Consider the following 22,228-nt stretch of genomic DNA (forward strand, 5'->3'; position numbering starts at 1 on the left):
CGCCCGGTTACATTCCGAACCCGGAAGCTAAGCCTTACAGCGCCGATGGTACTGCAGGGGGGACCCTGTGGGAGAGTAGGACGCCGCCGAACAATTCTTCAAGAAAACCCCGTACCGGTTCCGGTACGGGGTTTTCTGCGTTCCGGCCCCCCGAGCCGGGAAGGCCAGGGTCTAGGGTCGGCAGCATGCGCTATGACCTGGTGATATTCGACAACGACGGCGTCCTCGTCGACAGCGAGCCCATATCCAACCGGCTCCTCGCCGCCCATCTCACCGAACTCGGCCATCCGACGTCGTACGAGGAATCGATCCGGGACTACATGGGGTCCGCGATGCACCGGATCCATGAGCTGGTGCTGGAGCGGACCGGGCGGCGGCTGCCGGACGACTTCGACGACGTCTTCCATGCGCGGGTGTTCGCCGCGTTCGAGCGCGAGTTGAAGCCCGTGGCCGGCGTCGCCGGCGTGCTGGAGCGGCTGTCGGCGGACGGGGTGCCGTTCTGCGTGGCGTCGTCCGGGAGCCATGAGCGGATCCGGGTGGGCCACCGGACGACCGGACTGGACCGGTGGTTCGAGGAGGGGCGGATCTTCAGCTCGCAGGACGTGGGGCGGGGCAAGCCGGCACCGGACCTGTTCCTGTACGCGGCCGAGCGCATGGGCGTGGCGCCGGAGCGGTGCGTGGTCGTCGAGGACAGCCCGCTGGGCGTGCGGGCGGCCGTGGCGGCGGGGATGGACGTCCTCGGGTTCACCGCCATGACACCGGCGGAGAAGCTCGTGGGCGCCGGGAAACTGTTCTCCGACATGGGGGAGTTGCCAGACCTCCTCGTCTGACATCTGTCATGCCGAGGTCCGGACGATCGTTTCTACTGGTGAACCCCCCGCAGCCGCGAAGCTGAGGGCATGACGACGAAGACGAGCGACACGAGCGACACGGGCCGCACAGGCAAGGCGGGCGAGACGGGCCAGGCGGCGGGCAAGGCGAGCCGGACGGACGCCTTCAGGCCGCTGCTGGTGGACGTGGCGGTGCCGATCGGGTCGTACTACCTGCTCAAGGAGGCGTTCGGGGCGAGCACGTTCGCGGCTCTCGCCTGGAGCAGCCTGGTGCCGGCCGTGCGGACCGGATGGAGCGCGGTCAGGGCGGGCAGGACCAACTCGCTCGCCGCGCTGACCCTCGTGGTGAACGTCGTCTCGCTGGTGCTCAGCTTCGTCTCCGGCGACCCGCGGCTGATGCTCGCCAAGGACAGCGGGGTCAGCAGCGTGATCGGGATCGGGATCCTGGTGTCCGTGGCGCTCGGCCGGCCGATGATGACGGCCGCCATGAAGCCCTTCGTGGTGAAGGGGGACGCGGCGCGGGAGGCCGCCTGGCAGCGGCTGGCCTCGGGTGCGGCCGCGGGGTCGGCGGTCTTCCGGCGCAAGGAGCGGCTGTTCTCCCTGGTGTGGGGTGCGGCGCTGCTCGGTGAGTGCGTCGCGCGGGTCGTCGGGGCGTACACCGTCCCCGTGGACACCATGGTGTGGCTGGGATCGGTGATCATGGCGGGGGTCATGGCGGTCACCTTCGTGGTCAGCGGTCGCCTGGCCGCCCGGCCGATGGAGTGCCTCCTCGCCGCCGAGACGGAGTGCGCCGAGACGGAGTGCGGCGGGCCGGCGAGCGCCGAGCCGAAGGTCAGGCGGGCGGTGCCCGAGGCCGCCTTCGCCGCCTGAGTCCGGCACCCCAGGCAAAGATGAGGGGAATTCATCTTTGGCTCGATCTACCCACCGGTACCCCGGGGCCCTACGCTCGCGGCCATGACAGATGTGCTGCGGCGCGGCAGGGCCTCGCTGGCGTTCAGCTTCTTCGCGCAGGGCGCCGCCTTTGCTCTGCTGGTGACCCGGATTCCGGCCATCCAGGACCGGTACGGCGTCTCCGACGCGCTGCTGCCGGCCTTCCTGGCCGCGGTGCCCGTCCTGGCCGGTGTCGGCAGCGTGACGACCGAGCAGCTGGTGAAGCGGGTCCGGCCGAGCGTGCTGCTGCGCTGGTCCCAGCCGGTGGTGCTGCTCGCCCTGGTCGGCGTCGGGGCGGGCGGGCGGATGGCCGAACTGGCCGTCGCGCTCGCCGTGTTCGGGCTCGCCGTGGGCGCGCTGGACGCCTCGATGAACATGCTCGGGGTGAGCCTGCAGCGGGCCTACCGGCGCAGCATCATGCTCAGCTTCCACGCCGCCTACAGCCTGGGCGGGATCGTGGGGGCCTCGCTGGCCTGGGCCGGGGCGCACTGGCACCTCGCGCTGTGGGTGTCGTACCTGCCGGTCGTGGCGGTGCTGCTGCCGGCCGCGCTGGCCGGCAGCCGCTGGTACGTCGACGGGGACGCCGCCGCGCCCGTACCCGAGGCGGGGGAGGGCGAGGACGAGAAGCAGGGCCAGGAGCAGCGCCAAAAGCTGGTCTTCAAGCTGCTGTTGCCGCTGTGCCTGGTGATGAGCTTCGCGTACATCGGGGACTCGACGGTCTCCAACTGGAGCGCGAAGTACCTTCAGGACGTGCTGGGGAGCTCCGAGCAGCTGGCGACCGTCCCGTACAACGTCTACATGGTCACGACCCTGCTGGCCCGGTCCCTCGGCGACCTCGGGGTGCGGCGGTTCGGGGCCGTGGCCGTGGTGCGGCTGGGCGCGCTGGTGGCGGCGCTCGGGTTCGCCGTGGTGGCCGGCGCGCCGGGGGCGTGGGCCGGGATGCTCGGGTTCACACTGGTGGGCCTGGGGCTGTGCGTGCTGGTGCCGCAGACCTTCGCGGCGGCCGGACGGCTGTTCCCGGGTGTTTCGGACGCGGCCGTCGCGCGGCTCAACATCTTCAACTACGTCGGCTTCCTCGTCGGCTCGCCTCTGGTGGGAGGGCTGGGCGACGCGTGGAGCTATCGCGGGGCGATGCTGGTGCCGATGGTGCTGGTGCTGCTGACGCTGGTCTACGCCCGCTCGTTCGCACCGCGCGAAGACCGATACGGTGGCCGGTATGAGCGGCCGCGCACAGCTGATGTGGGACGAGGCAGTAACGGGGTATGACTTCGGTCCGGACCACCCGATGGATCCGGTCCGGCTGGCCCTGACCTGGAGCCTCGTCGAAGCCCTCGGGCTGCACCGGGAGGTGGAGGTCGTCACGGCCAAGCCGGCCGGGGAGTCGACGCTGCGGCTCGTCCACCGGGAGGACTACATCGACGCCGTGAAGGCGGCCTCGGCGCGTCCCGAGGGGGCCGACGGGTCGTACGGGCTCGGCACGGAGGACGATCCGGCGTTCGCCGGGATGCACGAGGTGTCGGCGCTGATCGCGGGGCAGTCGGTGGGTGCCGCGGAGGCCGTGTGGAACGGCGACGCGCTGCACGCCGTGAACTTCACCGGCGGGCTGCACCACGCGATGCCCGGGGGCGCCTCGGGGTTCTGCATCTACAACGACGCCTCGCTGGCCATCGCGCGGCTGCTGGAGCTGGGGGCCGAGCGGGTCGCCTACGTCGACGTGGACGTGCATCACGGCGATGGGGTGCAGGCGGCGTTCTGGGAGGATCCGCGGGTCCTGACGATCTCGCTGCACGAGCATCCGCGGACCCTGTTCCCGCAGACCGGGTGGCCGGAGGAGACCGGCGCGAGCGCCGCGGAGGGGTCGGCCGTGAACCTCGCGCTGCCGGCCGGGACCGGCGACGCGGGCTGGCTGCGCGCGTTCCACGCCGTGGTGCCGGAGCTGATCGCCGACTTCCGGCCGCAGGTGCTGGTGACGCAGCACGGCACCGACACGCACTTCGAGGACCCGCTGGCGCACCTGGCCGTGTCGCTGGACGCGCAGCGGGCCGTCCAAGTGGCCTGCCACGAGCTGGCGCACGCCTACTCCGACGGGCGCTGGGTCGCGCTGGGCGGGGGCGGTTACGCGGTGGTCGAGGTGGTGCCGCGGTCGTGGACGCATCTGGTGGGGATCGCGGCCGGGCGTCCGGTGGAGCCGGAGGCCATGATCCCGGAGGCGTGGCGGCAGGAGGTGTACGCGCGCACCCGGCAGTCGGCGCCGCTGCGGATGACGGACGGGCGCTGGCCGGTGTCGTGGGGCGAGTGGGAGATGGGGTACGACCCGGCGGACCGGCTCGACCAGGCGGTGCTGGCGACGCGGCGGGCGGTGTTCCCGCTGCGAGGGCTGCTGCCGTAGCCGTACCCCGTCACCCATAGAAATCGGTCACGCGGCACGCCGCACTCCGTCACGTCGTTACGCCGACCGTGCGGTGTCGGGCCGTTCGGGTCGCCGTCGGCGCCGTGCTGCGTCACCATCGCTGACGTGCTGACTGCCGGAGCCCTGCGCGACCATCTCCTGGCCGCCCGTCTCGCCGGGACGGTGGCCACCTCGCGCGAGGCGAGCCTGCGCAGTTACCGGCTGTTCGCCGCCCGCGACCCGCGCGTGCTGATCGGGATCGATCCCGAAGGGGCCTGGCGGGAGCGGGACGTGATCGGGCTGATGGCGGACAGGTGCGGGGTCTCGGCCGATCCACGGCACGTCTCGGGCCAGGATGTGATCGACCCGGACCGGACCCTGGCCGCGCTGGACGCCTTCGCGGACCGGCTCGCGGCGGCCGCCCGGCGCGCCGCACCGGTGCTGTTCGGCACCGGACACCCGCACCGTCTGCTCGGTTTCTACGCCGCTCTCGCGGACGCCATGTCGGCGGCGGGATGTACCGTCCTCACACCGGCGCAGGGTCGCTGTGTCGACATAACGACCCGGTTCGGCCTACGCTCGTACAACGTCGACTACGTACGAGGAGTCGCGCTCGTCCGAGAACACGACGCGTCCCGCCCCGGTCGTGCGACCGGCGCGCACACGCATTCCCCGTTGCCGGTTCGTACCGTGCTGGCGGCGGCGGCCGAGGCCGGCGGCCCCCTGCCGGAGCTGGTCGTGGGAGACCACGGATGGGTCTGCGGGGCAGGTCAGCTGGGGTTCGAGGCCATGGGGCCGGCGGACACCGACGACCCCGCGCTGTTCGTCGGGGAGGCGGAGGGGTCCGTGTCCGTCGTCGTTCCACTTGATGACGGCGTGCGGTCCGGTTACTACCGGCCGCTCACCCGCTACGTACTCAATCGAGCGTGTCTGTCACAGTAGGCCGCCGATGGGTGCACCTCTTCCCCACTCGCATCACCCGCCCCTACATTGGGGAGTGAGCACGCAGCGACGAAGAGTCACCGGAAGGGGAAGCCGGTGGCCGTCGAGTGCGGAAGGTTCAGGTGTGTCATGGCTGCAGCTGGCGAGAGGCCTCTGAACGAGGTTCAGTTCCTTACCGTGGCGGAAGTCGCCTCGGTGATGCGAGTGTCGAAGATGACCGTGTACCGGCTGGTGCACAGCGGTCATCTGCCCGCGATCCGGGTGGGACGTTCGTTCCGTGTCCCGGAGCAAGCGGTTCACGAATACCTTCGCGAGAGCTACGTGGGGGTGGAAACCGCCTGACGACACTGGTCCGAGGGGATCCTCAGGGCACTTCCGGGTCCCCCCGACACCTCGATTACGACCTCAGCGCTCGGGCGGGTAGGCTAGCCCCTCGTAGGTCGTGTGGGCCCATGGCGCCCAAACACCGAGTGATGAGAAGTGAGCGAGGGTAGTCGTGGGCTCTGTTATCAAGAAGCGGCGCAAGCGGATGGCCAAGAAGAAGCACCGCAAGCTGCTCAAGCGCACGCGCGTCCAGCGTCGCAACAAGAAGTGAGCGACGCAGCAGGAGCGTGATCGTGGCCCCCCACCGAAGCCGGTGGGGGGCCACGCGCATTCCCGCGTGTTTCACATGGCTCGGTCTGTTCGTCCGGCTGTGGACGCGGTGACGTCACGCACCGCGCGGTCATCACAGCGCAACAACGACCCGCTAAGTTGGCCGCACGGGGGAACCCGCCGGGGGACGAGGGCTGGAAGGAAGGCGCTGAATCGTGGGCAAGGTCGTGCTCGTGACCGGAGTGGCCCGCACGCTGGGGGGCCGGTTCGTACGACGGATCCAGCGCGACCCCCGCGTGGACAGGGTCGTCGGCGTGGACGTGGTGCCCCCCGAGCACCACCTGGGCGGCGCCGAGTTCATCCAGACCGACATCCGGCAGCCCACCGTCGCGCGGGTGCTCGCCGAGACGGGCGCCGACACGGTCGTGCACCTGGACGTGACCGGCACGCCGCTGGGCAGCGGCAGCCGCGCGTCCCTGAAGGAGACCAACGTCATCGGCACGATGCAGCTGCTCGGCGCGTGCCAGAAGTCGCCCGCGGTGAAGCGGCTGGTGGTGAAGTCCAGCACGAACGTCTACGGGTCCGCGCCCCGCGACCCGGCCGTCTTCACCGAGACCACCCCGCCGAAGTCGCTGCCCAGCGGCGGCTTCGCCAAGGACATCGTCGAGGTCGAGGGCTATGTGCGCGGGTTCGCGCGCCGCCGCCCCGATGTGGCGGTGTGCGTGCTGCGGTTCGCCAACATCCTGGGGCCGACGGCGGACACGCCGCTCGCGTCGTACTTCTCGCTGCCGGTCCTGCCGACCGTGTTCGGCTACGACCCGCGGCTGCAGTTCGTCCACGAGGACGACGTGATCGAGGTGCTGCGGATCGGCTCGCACGAGCCGGAGCGGGGCACGCTCAACAGCGGCACCTTCAACATCGCCGGTGACGGCGTCCTGCTGCTCTCCCAGTGCTCCAGGAGGCTCGGACGGCCCACCGTGCCCCTGCTGCTCCCCGCGGTCACCTGGACGGGCTCCCTGGTGCGTACGCTGGGCATGACGGACTTCTCGCCGGAGCAGATCCGCCTGCTGACGCACGGTCGGGTCGTGGCGACGGACCAGATGCGTGAGACGCTGGGTTTCAGGCCGAAGTACACGACGGCACAGACGTTCGCGGACTTCGCCAAGAGCCGCGGCCCCGGCCTCCTGCCGCCGGAAGCCGTCGCGAAGGCCGTCGACCGGGTCGCCGCGCTGGCCGTGCCGGGCAGCGGCCCCCTCCCGACGCAGAGCGCCAACTGAGGAGCGCATCAACGATGGCGGACGCCAAGGTCATTCCGTTCGACGACGACCGGTCCCGCGCGAGCGCCGTTCAGCGGCCGTCGCGGCGCCGCGGCGCGGGGAGCCGGCGCAAGACCACGGAGCAGCCCGCGCCGGTGCGCGAGGTGCAGCCCCTGCCCGGCGGGGCGGCCGGGCAGGAGGACGCCCCCGTGAGCGGTGCGCAGCAGCCGCCGGAGCAGCCCCGGGACGAGAGCGGTCTGGAGCGCCGCATCGCGAGCGGCCTGTCCTTCCTGCGCCGCCGCCTGACGGGCGACTACGAGGTCGACGACTTCGGCTACGACGAGGAGCTGACCGACCAGGTCCTGATGTCGCTGCTGCGGCCGGTGTACGAGAAGTACTTCCGGGTCGAGGTGAAGGGCGTCGAGAACATCCCGGCCGATGGCGGCGCGCTGATCGTCGCCAACCACTCCGGCACGCTGCCGCTGGACGGCCTGATGATGCAGGTCGCCGTGCACGACAACCATCCCGCCGGCCGCCATCTGCGCCTGCTCGCCGCCGACCTGGTCTTCGTGCTGCCGGTGGTGAACGAGCTGGCGCGCAAGCTGGGCCACACCCTGGCCTGCGCGGAGGACGCGGCACGGCTGCTGGACCAGGGCGAGCTGGTCGGGGTGATGCCGGAGGGCTTCAAGGGGCTCGGCAAGCCCTTCGGCGACCGTTACAAGCTCCAACGCTTCGGCCGGGGCGGTTTCGTGTCCACCGCGCTGCGCGCGGGCGTCCCGATCGTCCCGTGCTCGGTCGTGGGCGCGGAGGAGATCTACCCGATGATCGGCAACGCGAAGACCCTCGCGCGGCTGCTGGGCTTCCCGTACTTCCCGCTGACGCCGACCTTCCCGTGGCTGGGCCCGCTGGGCGCGATCCCGCTGCCGACGAAGTGGACCATCCAGTTCGGCGAGCCGATCCCCACGGACGGCTATCCGCCGGAGGCGGCCGAGGACCCGATGCTGATGTTCAACCTGACCGACCAGGTCCGCGAGCAGATCCAGCACACCCTGTACAAGCTGCTGGTGCAGCGCCGGTCGGTGTTCTTCTAGGGCCGTTCCCGGACGTACGCAGGCCCGTTCCCGGACGTACGACGGCGGGGGCGCTCCTCCTGAGAGGGGCGCCCCCGCCGTCGTACGCGCCGTGCGCCTGCGTCAGTTCGGGTCCTCGCTGTCGATGCCCAGGCCGGGCAGCAGGCCCGGGAGCAGCGGCGGGATGGTCACGTCGGGGCCGCTGGTGGGCGACGTGCCGGCGGACGGGGAGGCGCTGCCGCTCTCCTGGGGCGGATCGAGCAGGCCGCCGGTGTTGCCGCCGAGCAGGCCGTCGTCGGTGCCGGACGTGGACGATCCGCTGGGGCTGCTGGAGCGGCTGCCGCCGGGGGAGCGGCTGCCGGTGCTCGGCTGCGCGGACCGGCCGGAACCGGTCGAGTCGGCGGCCGACGGCCCCGCGCCCAGCCGATCGCCCGTGCGGCCGTCCCCGGCCGAGGGGTCGGGGAGCAGGGACTCCAGCGGGGCGACCTCTTCGTCTATGGCGTCGAACACCGACGACACCTGCTCGCTGACGTCGCCGAGCTGCACGGGCAGCTTGTCGCGCAGGGCGCCCCAGGCTTCGCGGTGCGAGCGGGAGAACGCGGAGAGGGCCTGGATGGGGCCCAGGGAGCCGGGGTCGCGCTGGTAGGCCTCGTGCAGCAGTCGGTGCCCTTCCGAGGCGTCGTGCTGCATGCCGGACAGGGCGCGGCGGATCTCGCCGACGGACTCGTGGTCGAGGGGGCCGGCGCGGCCGCGGTCCATCAGGCGGCGTGCCTCGTTCAGCCGGGTGGAGGCCAGGTCGAGGTAGGCCTTGCCCTGCTCGTCGGCGCCCTCGGTCAGGTAGTTGACCTTGAAGTCCTCGATGCCGCGCTTGAGGCCGTAGAGCGAGTCACCGGGCAGGGCGTCGGAGCTGGCAGCGGAGACTCCGCCGAAGGCGCCCGCGGCCACCCCGACACTCAGCCCGCCCGCGGCGAGCCCCTTGGTGAGCCGCGAACGCGGTCGCAGTTTCCCCAGCGGACTCGCCCGGTGAGCGCCCCGGGTCCGGTGGGCACGCTGCCCGGGCAGTGAAGGGTCCGTCGCCTCCTCGCCGGCGCCCTCCCGCAGCATGGCCTCGAACGCGGCCACGAGCTGGGCACGCTGGACGACCTTGACCTCGGGGTCGAGCTCCGGTTTGGGCAGCGCGCCGAGGCCCGCGGCGATGGCGAGCAGCTCGCCCTGCCCGGTCCGCTCGGCGCCGGGCGGGGCCGGGGGCGATCCTTCGGACTGCTCGGCCGCCGTGTCCCGTTCGGACTGCTCCTCCAGGGCCTGGGCGAAGGCGCTCGCCCGCCGGTGCGCCGATACGTTCGCGATCACTGGCGGCACCTCCTCTCGTCATGACGGTCGACTCCCCAGGGGGTCCTGAGGGCTGCCCGCACTGGCCGCATCCACACGATCGCATGATCGGAGGCGGTCAGGGAGTCACCACAGGGAGCCTGCATCCCGCACAACGAGTGGCGCGGCGCTTGGGTTACGGACTGCGGATGAACGCATCGGGGAGTCAACGGGCTTCCACTGGGCGTGAGTTGGACGTCGCTGAGGGTGGCGGCTCAGCGGGCGTCGTCCGGCAGCAGCCGGGCGAGGGTGCGCACGGCGCGGTACTGCAGGGTCTTGATGGCCCCCTCGTTCTTGCCCATCACGCGGGCGGTCTCGGCGACGGAGAGACCCTGCAGGAAGCGGAGCGTCACGCACTCCTGCTGCTGGGGGTTGAGCCGGCGCACCGCGTCGAGGAGGGCGGCGTTGGAGAGGGACTCCAGGACGGAGTCCTCCGGGGAGCGCTCGACCTCGTTGGCGTCGAGCATCTCGCCGGTGGTGACCTCCAGGCGGAAGCGGCTGGACTTGAAGTGGTCGGCGACGAGGTTGCGGGCGATGGTGACGAGCCAGGCGCCGAAGTCGCGGCCCTGCCAGGTGAAGGTGCCGATGCGGCGCAGGGCGCGCAGAAAGGTCTCGCTGGTGAGGTCCTCGGCGGTCGCCCGGCCGCCCACCCGGTAGTAGATGTAGCGGTAGACGGTGTCGTTGTACTGGTCGTAGAGCCGGCCGAAGGCTTCGGCCTCGCCGGCCTGGGCGCGTTCGACGAGGTCCATCATCCGGGCGCTGTCGCTGTCCGCGGCCGGGCGGCGGGCGGTGGCGCCGGTCGTGCGTCCTCGTCCGCCGACGGCGGCGCTGCCGTCGGCGAGCGCGTAGCACGGGCCGACGGGGGCGCCGGCTACGGCGAGGGCGGGGACGGCGTACGCGGTGGGGACGAAGCCGCGCAACAGGTCTTGGACCGTTGCGCGCAGCGTAGCCAGGCCCGAGGCGTCAACCCCGACGTGTGGGTACACGGGACTCCCAGAGGCAGAGCTTCCATCACGTGCAGTGCGGAACCGTTCACCCGTCGTAGCGACGGAGGGGTACCGGATTGCGTCTGAGGAGAATAACGCTTCGTGCAGGCGCTGCTACACCCAGTTGCTCAAATCATCGATTACGTCGCTTCCGTAACCGTTTGACGCTCTATCGGGTGCCGCAGCGTGACCGTTTGCTGATCGAATCCGTCCATGTTCGTCGCGGTACGGGGCGTGTTGTGGCCGTGTGCAGCCAACGCGGCCGGGCGGAGCGGGTGCTGCCAGGGCTGTCACGGGGCTGTCCCGGCGCCGGTCGCGGGCCTGCCGTGGTCCGGTCGGCGCAGGTCGTGGGCAGGTCGTGGGCCCGCCCCGGAGCCGGTCGTACGCCTGTCCTCGGCATCGGTCCTCGGCGCCTGTCCCGGGCGCCTGTCATGCGCCTGGCGTCGGCGCTTGCCGGACGCGTGGCGTGGGCCCGGTCGCGGGCCCGGTCAGCTGAAGCGGCGGCGTCGGTGCAGGGCGAGCGCCGCCGCCGTGCCGCCGGCCACCGCGCCCACGCCCGCCGCCGCCGGGATGCCGACCTTCGCCGCCTTGCGGCCGGTGCGGTAGTCGCGCAGCCGCCAGTCCAGTTCGCGGGCGTGCTTGCGCAATTTGCTGTCCGGGTTGATGGCGTAGGGGTGGCCGACCAGGGAGAGCATCGGGATGTCGTTGTGGGAGTCGCTGTAGGCGGCGCAGCGGGAGAGGTCCAGGCCTTCCGCGGCGGCCAGCGCGCGCACCGCCTCCGCCTTGGCGGGGCCGTGCAGCGGTTCGCCGACGAGTTTGCCGGTGTACACGCCGTCGACCGATTCGGCGACCGTGCCGAGGGCGCCGGTCAGGCCGAGCCGGCGGGCGATGACCTGGGCGATCTCGACCGGGGCCGCGGTGACCAGCCACACCTTCTGGCCGGCGTCCAGGTGGGCCTGCGCGAGGGCGCGGGTGCCCGGCCAGATGCGCTCGGCCATGTACTCGTCGTAGATCTCCTCGCCGATCGACTTCAGTTCGGCGACGCGGTGGCCCTTGACGATGGACAGCGCCGAGTCGCGGGCCTCCTGCATGTGCTCGGGGTCCTCGACCCCGGCCAGCCGGAACCAGGCCTGCTGCCAGGCGAACCTCGCCAGGTCCCGCGTCTCGAAGAACTTCCGCTTGTACAGGCCGCGGCCGAAGTGGAACAGCGCGGCGCCCTGCATGACGGTGTTGTCCAGGTCGAAGAAGGCGGCGGCCTTGTCGTCGCCGAGCACCGGGAACGCGGGTTCCTCGGGTGCCGGTACCTCCTGCGAGTGCTTGCGCGCTGCCTCCGCCGAGGCCTCGCCTGCCAACACGCTCCGCGCCGTGGCGGAGCGCCTACGGTGAGTGAGCCATCCGAGAGCGGCCATGACCGTGAGCATAGCCATTTCGTGCGCCGCTTCCCCGGTCATGAGGTTCGAACGCTGTGAACTCTCCGCGGCCGTGTCGTTAAGACAGGCGCGACAATGGCCGGCATGACTCCCATCTTCCGGCGCAAGGCCGCTCCCGCGGAGCGGCTGGTCACCCTCATCGGCAAGCCCGGCTGCCACCTGTGCGACGACGCGCGGCTCGTCGTCGAGAAGGTCTGCGGCGATCTCGGCGTCCCCTTCGAGGAGAAGGACATCACCCAGGACCGCAAGCTGTACGACGAGTACTGGGAGCAGGTGCCCGTGGTGCTCGTCGACGGCAGGCAGCACACCTTCTGGCGGGTGGACGAAAATCGCCTCCGCAAAGAACTGACCGACTAGTACAGGTGTCCGGCGGGTGTCGCTTAGGATCGATGGTGGTCTGGTCTCGGGGGCGGGATTTCGCGAGGAGTGAGTCGGTTTTGCCCCCAGGAACAGTGCGCGTGACCCCGGTCACGTTGGCCGGGCAAATCGGACACAATCTTTGTGCACGCGTTCACAAAGACATAGCCTGCATTCGACGGGGCGGTCTGGGGACGTGTGACCGCCTACAGCCCCGCTCTACCCGCAGGAGCACCGTGGCAACTGGCCGAACACACCGACCGGCGACCCGTAGCCGAGGGATTCCCGAGGCCACCGTCGCCCGCCTTCCGCTGTACCTCCGGGCGCTCACCGCACTGTCGGAGCGCTCGGTGCCCACGGTCTCCTCCGAGGAGCTCGCGGCCGCGGCGGGCGTCAACTCCGCCAAGCTGCGCAAGGACTTCTCCTATCTCGGCTCCTACGGGACCCGGGGCGTGGGGTACGACGTGGAGTATCTCGTCTACCAGATCTCCCGTGAACTCGGTCTGACCCAGGACTGGCCGGTTGTCATCGTCGGCATCGGAAACCTCGGCGCCGCGCTGGCCAACTACGGCGGGTTCGCCTCCCGCGGTTTCCGGGTCGCCGCCCTCATCGACGCCGATCCCGCGATGGCCGGGAAGCCGGTCGCCGGGATCCCGGTGCAGCACACCGACCACCTGGAGACGATCATCCAGGACAACGGCGTCAGCATCGGCGTGATCGCGACCCCCGCCGGCGCCGCCCAGCAGGTCTGCGACCGGCTGGTGGCGGCCGGGGTGACCAGCATCCTGAACTTCGCGCCGACGGTGCTGAACGTCCCCGACGGCGTCGACGTGCGCAAGGTCGACCTCTCCATCGAGCTGCAGATCCTCGCCTTCCACGAGCAGCGCAAGGCCGGCGAGGAAGCCGCGTCCGGCGACGGCGGCGTCACGGTCGCCGCCCGCACCGAGTCCGCCGACCAGGGGCCCGACGGGGACGTCCCCGCCGTGATGCCGGCATGAGTCTCCTCGTCGTCGGACTGAGTCACCGCAGTGCCCCGGTCAGCGTCCTGGAGCGCGCCGCGCTGGCCTCGGACGCCCAGATCAAGCTGCTGCACGACACCGTCGCCGCCGAGCCGGCCACCGAGGCCGCCGTGCTGGCCACCTGCAACCGCATCGAGCTGTACGCCGACGTGGACAAGTTCCACGCCGGTGTCGCCGAGCTGTCCACGCTGCTGGCCCGGCACAGCGGCGTCGGGCTGGAGGAGCTCACGCCCTACCTGTACGTCCACTACGAGGACCGCGCCGTCCACCACCTGTTCTCGGTGGCCTGCGGGCTGGACTCGATGGTCGTCGGCGAGGGGCAGATCCTCGGGCAGATCAAGGACTCCCTGGCCAGGGCGCAGGACCTGCACACCGCCGGGAAGCTGCTGAACGACCTGTTCCAGCAGGCCCTCAGGGTCGGCAAGCGCGCCCACTCCGAGACCGGCATCGACCGCGCCGGCCAGTCGCTGGTCACCTTCGGCCTGGAGCAGCTGGCCGCGGGCGGCGAGGTGCAGCTCTGGGCGCGCGGCAAGAGAGCCCTCGTCATAGGCGCCGGTTCGATGTCGTCGCTGGCCGCGGCGACGCTCGCGCGGGCCGGGGTCGCCGAGGTCGTGGTCGCCAACCGCACCCTCGACCGCGCCGAGCGCCTCGCGCAGATCCTCACCGAGGGCGCCGACACGGGCGTGGCGGCCCGCGCGGTGCCGATGGAGTCCGTGCCGGACGAGCTGACACGTGCCGACGTCGCCGTCTCCTGTACCGGTGCCACCGGGCTCGTGCTGACGGCGGCGGCGGTCGCCGCGGCGACCGGGGCCCGGGCGCCCGAGAGCGGCCCGGCAGGTCCCACGGACGGCCGGGCCGACGTACGCGACGACGCCCCGCGCGACCTGCCGCCCACGCCGGCCACCCTCCTCGACACCGAGGAAGGCCGGCCGCTCGAGCTGTCCGCCGCGCAGACCCGCTTCTCCGTCATGGGCGAGGCCGCCGTGGCCGGCATGGACGCGGCGACCCTGGAGCAGCACGGCGCCTGGGTCGCGGGCGGCAGCGCCGACCGGCGGGAGACGGCGCGCCGCAGCCTCGAGGCCGACGCCGAGCTGATCACCGCGCTCGCCGCGACCGCCGCCGCCGTCGGCCGGATCCCCGAGCGCCGCAGACCCGAGCCGGTTCCCGAGCCGCAGCGGCCGGAGCCGGTGCTGTTCCTGCTGGACCTGGCGATGCCCCGGGACATCGACGCGGCCGTGCACCGGCTGAGCGGGGTGCGCCTGGTGGACATCGAGTCGCTCGCCGACGCCTCGGCCGACGCGCCGATGGCCGCCGACGTCGACCAGGTCCGCCGTATCGTCGCCGACGAGGTCGCCGCCTTCGGCGCGGCGCAGCGGGCCGCGCACATCACGCCCACCGTGGTCGCCCTGCGCACCATGGCCGCCGACGTCGTCGCGGGCGAGATCGCCCGGCTCGAGGGACGGCTGCCCGGTCTCGACGCCAAGCACCGCGCCGAGATCACCCAGACGGTCAAGCGCGTTGTCGACAAGCTGCTGCACGCGCCGACCGTACGGGTCAAGCAGCTCGCGGCCGAGCCCGGCGGCGCCGGGTACGCGGACGCGCTGCGCACCCTCTTCGACCTCGACCAGGAGACGGTGGCCGCCGTCTCCCGCGCCGACGGCTCCGACACCTCCGAAAAGAACAGCAAGAACCGAGGGCCGGCATGAAAGACAAGGCACTGAGGCTCGGGACCCGGCGAAGCAAGCTCGCCATGGCCCAGTCCGGGCAGGTGGCGGACGCCGTGAGCCAGGTGACCGGACGGCCCGTGGAACTCGTCGAGATCACCACCTACGGCGACACCTCCCGCGAGCACCTCGCGCAGATCGGCGGCACGGGCGTGTTCGTGGCCACCCTGCGGGAGGCGCTGCTGCGCGGCGAGGTCGACTTCGCGGTTCATTCGCTGAAGGACCTGCCGACCGCGCAGCCCGAGGACCTGGTCCTGGCCGCGATACCCGTGCGCGAGGACCCGAGGGACGTCATCGTCGCCCGGGACGCGCTGAAGTTCACCGACCTGCCCCGCGGGGCGCGGATCGGCACCGGCTCCCCGCGCCGGATGGCCCAGCTGAACGCGTACGCGCGCAGCCACGGGCTGGACATCGAGATACGTCCGATCCGGGGCAACGTCGACACGCGGATCGGATACGTGCACGACGGCGAGCTCGATGCCGTCGTACTGGCCGCCGCCGGGCTGAACCGGCTCGGCCGCCTCGACGAGGTGACCGACTTCCTGTCGGTCGACACGATTCTGCCGGCCCCCGGCCAGGGGGCCCTGGCGGTCGAATGCGCCGCGCACCGCGCGGAGCTGATCGCCGCGCTCGGCGAGCTCGACGACCCGTTCACGCGGGCCGCCGTGACGGCCGAGCGTGCACTGCTCGCCGCCCTGGAGGCCGGCTGCAGCGCCCCGGTGGGCGCGCTGGCCGACTTCCTGGCCGACGGGCAGAACGATAAGGAAATGCGCCTGCGCGGCGTCGTCGGCACGACCGACGGCGCGAGCACGGTGCAGCTGTCCACCACCGGTCCCGTGCCCCAGACGCACGACCGGGCAACGGAGCTCGGCCGCGCACTCGCCGCCGAGATGCTTGCCCAGGGCGCGGCCGGTCTGATGGGGGAGCGAGCACAGTGAGCCCCACCACCCTTCCCACCGGCCTCGTACACGGGCACGTCACCTTCCTGGGTGCCGGACCCGGAGATCCGGGACTGTTGACTCTGCGCGCCGTCGAGGCGCTGGCGAACGCGGACGTTCTGGTCGCCGAGCACGACGTGCTCGACGTGGTGCGCAAGCACGCCAGGCAAGGCGTCGCCGAAGTGCACACCGACCCGGACCCCTCGTCGGATCCGGTGCCGGGCACGGGCGCACCTCAGCTGGCGGTCGTTGACGGCACGTCAACAACCGCTGGTGTCCCCGTGGTAAGGGATGCCGCACATCTTGTCATGGAGGCCGCGCGGGGCGGCAGGCGGGTCGTGCGTGCGGTGTCCGGGGACCCGGGACTCGATACGTACGCCGCCGCCGAAATGCTCGCCTGCGCCGCCGCCGGTGTTCCCTTCGAGGTCGTGCCGGGTGTCGCCACGGCCGTCGGCGTGCCCGCGTACGCCGGTGTCCCGCTGCGGGACGCGCAGGGCGCGGACGTGCGGTTCGTGGACGCCCGCACGGCGTCGGACCGGTGCTGGACGGAGGTGGGCGCCTCGGACGGGACGGTGGTCGTCTCCACCACCCTCGACTCCGTCGCCGCCGCCGCGGGCGAACTGGTGTCCGCTGGCCGCAAGCCCGACACCCCCCTGACGGTCACGGTGGCCGGCACGACCACGCGCCAGCGCACCTGGACCGCCACCCTCGGCACGATCGCGCAGACGCTGAAGCAGGCCAAGGTGCTGCCCTCGCCCGAGGGCGGCCGGCCGGTGATAGCCGTGGTCGGTGAGCGTTCCTCCGCCGCCCAGCGCGACCAGCTGTCGTGGTTCGAGTCCAAGCCGCTGTTCGGCTGGCGGGTGCTCGTGCCGCGGACCAAGGAGCAGGCGGCGTCGCTCTCCGACCAGCTGCGCTCCTACGGGGCCGTGCCGCACGAGGTCCCGACCATCGCCGTCGAGCCGCCGCGCACGCCCCAGCAGATGGAGCGTGCCGTCAAGGGCCTGGTGACGGGCCGCTACGAGTGGATCGCGTTCACGTCGGTCAACGCGGTCAGGGCCGTGCGGGAGAAGTTCGAGGAGTACGGCCTCGACGCGCGTGCCTTCGCGGGCATCAAGGTCGCGGCGGTGGGCGAGCAGACCGCGAAGGCGCTGATCGCCTTCGGCGTGAAGCCGGACCTGGTGCCGAGCGGCGAGCAGTCGGCCGCGGGCCTGCTGGAGGACTGGCCGCCGTACGACCCCGTCTTCGACCCGATCGACCGCGTCTTCCTGCCGCGCGCCGACATCGCCACCGAGACCCTCGTCGCCGGGCTCATCGAGCTGGGCTGGGAGGTCGACGACGTCACCGCCTACCGGACGGTGCGGGCGTCGCCGCCGCCGGCCGAGACGCGGGAGGCGATCAAGGGGGGTGGCTTCGACGCCGTTCTCTTCACGTCGTCCTCGACCGTGCGGAACCTGGTGGGCATCGCCGGCAAGCCGCACAACGTCACGGTGATCGCGTGCATCGGTCCGGCGACGGCGAAGACCGCCGAGGAGCACGGCCTGCGGGTCGACGTCATGGCCCCGGAGCCGTCCGTGCACAAGCTGGCGGAGGCCCTGGCCGACTTCGGCAGGCGCCGCCGCGCGGCGGCCCTGGAGGCCGGCGACCCGGTCACCCGGCCGAGCGAGCGGCGACCGGGGGCGCGGAGGCGCCGGTCTACGACCTGATCCGGTCGCCGGTCGCCGGTCCGGAGAGGGGTCCGACGGGAGTCCAGTGAGGCGGAGCGTTTCTGCAGAAACGCTCCGCCTCGCGCTTCTCCGCGTGCGTCTACTCCGTCAGCGCCCGGAGGCGTACGGCAGGAAGGACGCCCAGGTGGCGGGCGCCAGAGTGAGGCGGGGGCCGGTGGGGTTCTTGGAGTCGCGGACGAGGATGTGGCTCTCGTCCGGGGTGGCCACTTCGACGCAGCTCGGCCCGTCCGCTGTGCTGTAGCTGCTCTTTATCCACTCCAGCTCGGAGCTGGGCTTGAGGCTCATGTCTCTCCCCGCACTTTCTCGATGAGATTCAGGGACTTCCGTGGCGTGAGAGCTTGTGCCCGGATGATCCCATAACGCATGTCGAGGACGGTGGTCTCTTTGGGGCCGCAGAACACGCGACTGGTGAGCGGTGCTTCGCTGAGCCCAACGGTTGCGCCGTCCTTGAGTTTCAGCAGTCTGAACGAGCCGTCGATCCCCGAGTTCTCCTCACTGCTGAGCGGAAGGATCTGCAGGTCGACGTTGGGCAACCGGGCCACGTCCAGTAGCCGTTCGAGCTGTTCGCGCATGACCATCCTGGCTCCGATCGGCCGCCGCAGGGTCGCCTCGCACAGCACAAAGCTGAACAATGGCTTGGCCGTTGTGCTGCCGATGATCTCCTGGCGAGCCAGCCGTGCGGCCAACTGCTGTTCCAACTCCTCTCCCGCAAAGGGCGGTCGGCGGGAGCTGAACACCGCCCGTGCGTAGTCTCCGGTCTGGAGCAGGCCGTCGACAACGGAGTTGTTGTAGGAGCAGATCTGTACCGCCTCAACCTCCAGGCGCCTTACGTCCCGCACCTTCTTCGGGTACCGAACCTCCGCCACGTCCTCCTTCATCGCGGCGATACGGCCGCCTGCCGCCAGCACCTCGTCCGCCGCGTCCAGGTACTCCGGCCGGGGAATCCGCCGCCCTCGCTCCACCGAGGACACCAGCTCTTCCCCGTACCCGATGGCCGCCCCGAACTCCGCCTGGGTGAGGCCGGCGATCTCCCGCCACAGCTTCAACTGCCGTACGACCGTGCGCATCACGGCCCCGGCCTCGTCGTCCTCCGGCCCCGCTTCCCACTCGTTCACGTCCGTCGCCCTCCCGTCGCGCGCCCTTCCCCGGACCAACTCCGGCCGCCCGCGCCCGGTCGCCCCGGACAGCCCGGACGGAATCCGGACACCTCGCGTACAGCCGTCCGCCGTACGAGCCGTCCACCTTCACACGCTACGCATGCGTGAACACACTGAGTGATGTGAATCAGGGGAACACCACACGTCAGGGTGGCCGGTGACGATGCCCGTCGCCCCCGAGACCGACGCCGTGCGACTGCGCGGGGCGATGGCGGAGGACCTCGCCGCGCGCGGGTTGCTGGACGATCCGGCCTGGCGTGCGGCAGTGCAGGCGGTGCCCCGGCACCGGTTCGTGCCCGGCTTCTACCTGCCCGGCGGCGAGCCGGACGGGCGGGGGCTGACCGTATGGCAGCCCGTCACCGCCGCGCTCGATCACGGGCGCTGGCTGGCGGCCGCGTACTCGGACACCACGCTGATCACGCAGTTCGACGGAGACGAACCCGACTGGAAGGACCCGGCCGAGCGGCACGGCGGGGCCCCGACCTCGTCCTCCACCCTGCCGTCGCTCGTGCTGCGGATGTGGGCCGATGTCGAAGTCAGGGAAGGGCACACCGTGCTGGAGATCGGTACGGGGACGGGCTATTCGACCGCGCTCGCCTGCGAACGCCTCGGTTCCGGCGGCGTCACGAGCATCGAGGTGGACGCGCGCCGGCTCGAACAGGCCGCGGGCGCGCTGCACGCCTGCGGTTACACGCCGACGCTCGCGGTCGCGGACGGACTGTACGGGTACTGGCCCGAGGCCCCGTTCGACCGGATCGTGGCGGCCTGCTCCTTCCGGGCCGTGCCCCCGGCCCTGGTCGCCCAGACCCGGCCGGGCGGAAAGATCCTGCTGACCCTCTCGGGCTGGCTGTACGGGTATGCCAGGGTGCTGCTCACGGTCGCCGAGGACGGCACCGCCGAGGGCCGTCTGCTGGGCGGCACGGTCTCCTTCATGTCGGCGCGCACGCACGCGGCGCCGGCCTTCGGCAACCCCGCCCACTGGGCGGCCGAGCTGCCGGAGAGGCCACGGACCGCTCGACACGATCCCGAGCGGATCACCGCCGCCACCGAAGAGGCCTTCCACCTGCGCTTCCTCGTGCAGAGCGCCGTACCCGACGTGCAGATGGTCGCCGTCGGTGACGTCGTGCACCTGGTCGACGTGGTCAGCGGGTCGGCCGCCGCGCTGACCACGGACGGCGACGGTGGCGGGAAAGTGCGGGAGGGAGGGCCGGTGCGGCTGTGGGAACGCGTCGAGCGGGTTCTCGATGCCTACGACGAGGCTGGACGGCCGGGACCGGAGACCTTCACCCTGTGCGTCGACGAAGGCGGGCAGCACCTGCGGCATCCGCGGCTGCCCTGTCTACCGCTGCCGTCGCCCTGACGGGTCGGGGGGCCTTGCCGGGATCAACCCCGGCCGGCCGCGCCCGGTCTCCCCGGGCGCCCCGGACGGGACCGGACGCCGTACGGACAGCCGTCGGCCGCACGGGCCTTCCGTATTCACAGAGAACGGTCGACTGGACACGCCGGGTGATGTGAATCAAGAAATCACCGTACCGTGCGTCCCGCTCCGCCAGTTCTTCGTGCCGCTGTCCGCCACGCGCCGCGGCGCACGTCTCGCCCGGCTGCTCGCCACCGAGCAACTGCGCGCATGGGACGTGCCGTTGGCCCCGGCCCGGCTGATCGTGGCCGAACTCGCGACGAACGCGGCGGTGCACGGCCGGGTTCCGGGGCGGAGCTTCCGGCTCACCCTCTCCGTCCACCGGTCCGCCGTCCTGCGCATCGAGGTCACGGACACGCGAGGTGACCGACTGCCCGTCAGCCCGCGGGCGACCGTCGACCCACCCGCGGAGTCGGGGTACGGCCTGCTGCTCGTCGGGGAGTTGGCGGACCGCTGGGGCGTGCGATGCGGACCGGTGCCGTCGAAGACCGTCTGGGCGGAGGTGGGTCTCGGGCCCGAGGCGATCGGGTGAGGTTTCGGTGAAGCGGCCCGAGGTCCGGCCGGACGCGGCAGTATCGCGCCGGTGAACACAGGATGCGCAGACCTCTGGCATCACTACGGCCGCACCCGCCACGCCACCGACGGACTGTGCCCGGCGACTTTCGGTGGAACTGGGGCCAGGACGGTGGGCCGGGGGCTGAAGTGCTCGGCGACCTGAGCGAGCGCCGGGCGGACCTTCACCAGGGGCTCCTCGAACTCGCCTGCTCGATCATCTGCCTGCGGCGGCTCTCTCGATCATTCTGAAACGATCAGTCACTCACTGTGTGGCGGCTCGGCCCCAGGACCGCATCTCGGGGCGTCGACGGGGACTCCTTGTCGCCTCGGCAGCGGAAGGCACTGCTGACGGAGATCGCGGAGACCGACTGGAGTCCGGAAGAGGGCGTGGCCGGCGGGGCCACGGAAGAATCCGGAGATTCCCGGCGGCCTGCCTGAGCCGGGCGTGGCCGGCCCCCGTCGGACCAGGCGGCCCCGACACACCGTCGGCAAAGGTGTTGCCGGGGCGGGCGTAGCGTAGGGCGTATGACGAAGTACGGTTCCTTTCCCGGTACGCGTCCCCGTCGGCTGCGCACCACCCCGGCCATGCGGCGCATGGTCGCCGAGACGCGGCTGCACCCCGCCGACTTCATCCTCCCGGCGTTCGTGCGGGAGGGCGTCAGCGAGCCCGTGCCGATCGGCTCGATGCCCGGCGTCGTACAGCACACGCGGGACAGTCTGAAGAAGGCCGCCGCGGAGGCGGTGGCGGCCGGGATCTCCGGGATCATGCTGTTCGGCGTGCCGGAGGAGGAGAAGAAGGACGCCGTCGGCACGCCGGGGACCGACCCGGAGGGCATTCTCCAGGTCGCCATCCGGGACGTGCGGGCCGAGGTCGGCGACGACCTGCTCGTCATGTCCGACCTGTGCCTCGACGAGACCACCGACCACGGGCACTGCGGGGTGCTGGACGCGGAAGGGCGCGTCGACAACGACGCGACCCTGGAGCGGTACGCCGAGATGGCCCAGGTCCAGGCCGACGCAGGCGCCCACGTCGTGGGGCCCAGCGGGATGATGGACGGCCAGATCGGCGTCATCCGCGACGCCCTGGACCAGATCGGGCGGGAGGACGTCGCGATCCTCGCCTACACCGCGAAGTACGCCTCCGCCTTCTACGGGCCCTTCCGCGAGGCCGTCGCCTCCTCCCTCCAGGGCGACCGGAAGACCTACCAGCAGGACCCGGCCAACCTGCGCGAGTCGATGCGGGAGCTGGCCCTCGACCTGGAGGAGGGCGCCGACATGGTGATGGTCAAGCCGGCCGGCCCCTACCTCGACGTCCTGGCGCGCGTCGCCGACGCCGTGGACGTGCCGGTCGCCGCGTACCAGATCTCCGGCGAGTACTCGATGATCGAGGCCGCCGCCGAGAAGGGCTGGATCGACCGCGACCGGGCCATCCTGGAGACGCTGACCGGCATCCGGCGGGCGGGCGCGCAGAACATCCTCACCTACTGGGCCACCGAGGTGGCCCAGAAGCTGCGCGCTCAGTAGGTCAGCAGGGTCAGTAGG

General features: G+C 71.7%; 22 protein-coding genes and 1 rRNA gene. 18 read left to right on the forward strand and 5 right to left on the reverse strand.

Translation table 11 applies throughout. The features are described 5' to 3' along the window. The 10 genes from rrf to ACH4ZX_RS18245 form a co-directional block, all read left to right on the forward strand. Window positions 1–92: ribosomal RNA gene (rrf, locus tag ACH4ZX_RS18200) — 5S ribosomal RNA — on the forward strand; the annotation flags it as partial. Window positions 93–185: 93 nt separating this feature from the next. Next, window positions 186–830 (forward strand): HAD family hydrolase, encoded by a 645-nt coding sequence (locus ACH4ZX_RS18205; RefSeq protein WP_398273249.1) that lies wholly within the window; start codon window positions 186–188, stop codon window positions 828–830. A 69-nt stretch (window positions 831–899) separates the two neighbouring features. Beyond that, a complete protein-coding gene (locus ACH4ZX_RS18210) occupies window positions 900–1,700 on the forward strand; it encodes a VC0807 family protein (RefSeq protein WP_398273251.1) in 801 nt (266 codons plus the stop codon). Window positions 1,701–1,784: 84 nt separating this feature from the next. Next, window positions 1,785–3,026: an MFS transporter gene (locus ACH4ZX_RS18215; protein WP_398273253.1), complete on the forward strand. Its 1,242-nt coding sequence runs from the start codon at window positions 1,785–1,787 to the stop codon at window positions 3,024–3,026. Further along, entirely contained in the window at window positions 2,977–4,149 is a 1,173-nt protein-coding gene (locus ACH4ZX_RS18220; protein WP_398273255.1) for an acetoin utilization protein AcuC, read from the forward strand. Before ACH4ZX_RS18215 ends, ACH4ZX_RS18220 begins: the two co-directional genes overlap by 50 nt. Window positions 4,150–4,275: 126 nt before the next feature. Then, the gene (locus tag ACH4ZX_RS18225; protein ID WP_398273257.1) at window positions 4,276–5,091 is read left to right on the forward strand and encodes a phosphatase; all 816 of its coding nucleotides are present in this window, start codon (window positions 4,276–4,278) and stop codon (window positions 5,089–5,091) included. 129 nt (window positions 5,092–5,220) lie between these two features. Further along, window positions 5,221–5,433 (forward strand): helix-turn-helix domain-containing protein, encoded by a 213-nt coding sequence (locus ACH4ZX_RS18230; protein WP_004984898.1) that lies wholly within the window; start codon window positions 5,221–5,223, stop codon window positions 5,431–5,433. A 154-nt stretch (window positions 5,434–5,587) separates the two neighbouring features. Further along, window positions 5,588–5,686 carry a 30S ribosomal protein bS22 gene (locus ACH4ZX_RS18235; protein ID WP_003948845.1) on the forward strand — a complete coding sequence of 33 codons (99 nt, stop codon included), beginning with the start codon at window positions 5,588–5,590 and terminating at the stop codon, window positions 5,684–5,686. A 214-nt stretch (window positions 5,687–5,900) separates the two neighbouring features. Beyond that, complete coding sequence (locus tag ACH4ZX_RS18240; protein ID WP_398273259.1) at window positions 5,901–6,962, forward strand: NAD-dependent epimerase/dehydratase family protein; 1,062 nt, start codon at window positions 5,901–5,903, stop codon at window positions 6,960–6,962. Between the two features lie 14 nt (window positions 6,963–6,976). Beyond that, window positions 6,977–8,032, forward strand: coding sequence for a lysophospholipid acyltransferase family protein (locus ACH4ZX_RS18245; protein ID WP_398273261.1), 1,056 nt, complete (start codon window positions 6,977–6,979; stop codon window positions 8,030–8,032). 102 nt (window positions 8,033–8,134) lie between these two features. Here ACH4ZX_RS18245 and ACH4ZX_RS18250 read toward each other — a convergent pair whose 3' ends face one another. The 3 genes from ACH4ZX_RS18250 to ACH4ZX_RS18260 all read right to left on the reverse strand — a co-directional run bounded on the left by ACH4ZX_RS18250 (window position 8,135) and on the right by ACH4ZX_RS18260 (window position 11,774). After that, window positions 8,135–9,361 (reverse strand): DUF5667 domain-containing protein, encoded by a 1,227-nt coding sequence (locus ACH4ZX_RS18250; protein ID WP_398273263.1) that lies wholly within the window; start codon window positions 9,359–9,361, stop codon window positions 8,135–8,137. 233 nt (window positions 9,362–9,594) lie between these two features. Next, the gene (locus ACH4ZX_RS18255) at window positions 9,595–10,365 is read right to left on the reverse strand and encodes an ECF subfamily RNA polymerase sigma factor, BldN family (protein WP_360758656.1); all 771 of its coding nucleotides are present in this window, start codon (window positions 10,363–10,365) and stop codon (window positions 9,595–9,597) included. 488 nt (window positions 10,366–10,853) lie between these two features. Next, entirely contained in the window at window positions 10,854–11,774 is a 921-nt protein-coding gene (locus tag ACH4ZX_RS18260) for an HAD-IB family hydrolase (RefSeq protein WP_324786490.1), read from the reverse strand. A gap of 96 nt (window positions 11,775–11,870) precedes the next feature. Between ACH4ZX_RS18260 and ACH4ZX_RS18265 the strand changes: the two genes are divergently transcribed. The 5 genes from ACH4ZX_RS18265 (at window position 11,871) to ACH4ZX_RS18285 (ending at window position 17,536) form a co-directional block, all read left to right on the forward strand. Then, window positions 11,871–12,152, forward strand: coding sequence for a glutaredoxin family protein (locus ACH4ZX_RS18265; RefSeq protein WP_351899798.1), 282 nt, complete (start codon window positions 11,871–11,873; stop codon window positions 12,150–12,152). Window positions 12,153–12,388: 236 nt separating this feature from the next. Continuing rightward, a complete protein-coding gene (locus tag ACH4ZX_RS18270; RefSeq protein ID WP_351899800.1) occupies window positions 12,389–13,150 on the forward strand; it encodes a redox-sensing transcriptional repressor Rex in 762 nt (253 codons plus the stop codon). Continuing rightward, window positions 13,147–14,877 (forward strand): glutamyl-tRNA reductase, encoded by a 1,731-nt coding sequence (locus tag ACH4ZX_RS18275; protein WP_398273266.1) that lies wholly within the window; start codon window positions 13,147–13,149, stop codon window positions 14,875–14,877. The genes ACH4ZX_RS18270 and ACH4ZX_RS18275 overlap by 4 nt, the downstream gene beginning before the upstream one ends. After that, entirely contained in the window at window positions 14,874–15,833 is a 960-nt protein-coding gene (gene hemC, locus ACH4ZX_RS18280) for a hydroxymethylbilane synthase (protein ID WP_398273268.1), read from the forward strand. Before ACH4ZX_RS18275 ends, hemC begins: the two co-directional genes overlap by 4 nt. Next, a complete protein-coding gene (locus ACH4ZX_RS18285) occupies window positions 15,830–17,536 on the forward strand; it encodes a uroporphyrinogen-III synthase (protein ID WP_398273270.1) in 1,707 nt (568 codons plus the stop codon). Before hemC ends, ACH4ZX_RS18285 begins: the two co-directional genes overlap by 4 nt. Before the next feature lie 108 nt (window positions 17,537–17,644). On the opposite strand, the gene ACH4ZX_RS18290 is transcribed toward ACH4ZX_RS18285, so the two are convergent. Then, entirely contained in the window at window positions 17,645–17,842 is a 198-nt protein-coding gene (locus ACH4ZX_RS18290; RefSeq protein ID WP_398273272.1) for a DUF397 domain-containing protein, read from the reverse strand. Beyond that, the gene (locus ACH4ZX_RS18295; protein ID WP_398273273.1) at window positions 17,839–18,672 is read right to left on the reverse strand and encodes a helix-turn-helix transcriptional regulator; all 834 of its coding nucleotides are present in this window, start codon (window positions 18,670–18,672) and stop codon (window positions 17,839–17,841) included. Before ACH4ZX_RS18295 ends, ACH4ZX_RS18290 begins: the two co-directional genes overlap by 4 nt. A gap of 205 nt (window positions 18,673–18,877) precedes the next feature. Between ACH4ZX_RS18295 and tgmC the strand changes: the two genes are divergently transcribed. From tgmC to hemB, 3 genes are all read left to right on the forward strand, one after another. Then, window positions 18,878–20,074: an ATP-grasp peptide maturase system methyltransferase gene (tgmC, locus tag ACH4ZX_RS18300; RefSeq protein WP_398273647.1), complete on the forward strand. Its 1,197-nt coding sequence runs from the start codon at window positions 18,878–18,880 to the stop codon at window positions 20,072–20,074. 151 nt (window positions 20,075–20,225) lie between these two features. Further along, entirely contained in the window at window positions 20,226–20,663 is a 438-nt protein-coding gene (locus tag ACH4ZX_RS18305; RefSeq protein ID WP_398273275.1) for an ATP-binding protein, read from the forward strand. Window positions 20,664–21,211: 548 nt separating this feature from the next. Continuing rightward, complete coding sequence (hemB, locus tag ACH4ZX_RS18310) at window positions 21,212–22,210, forward strand: porphobilinogen synthase (protein ID WP_398273277.1); 999 nt, start codon at window positions 21,212–21,214, stop codon at window positions 22,208–22,210. Window positions 22,211–22,228 lie beyond the last annotated feature (18 nt).

The sequence above is a fragment of the Streptomyces sp. NPDC020490 genome (assembly GCF_044335305.1).
In the GTDB taxonomy this organism is placed as follows: Bacteria; Actinomycetota; Actinomycetes; order Streptomycetales; family Streptomycetaceae; genus Streptomyces.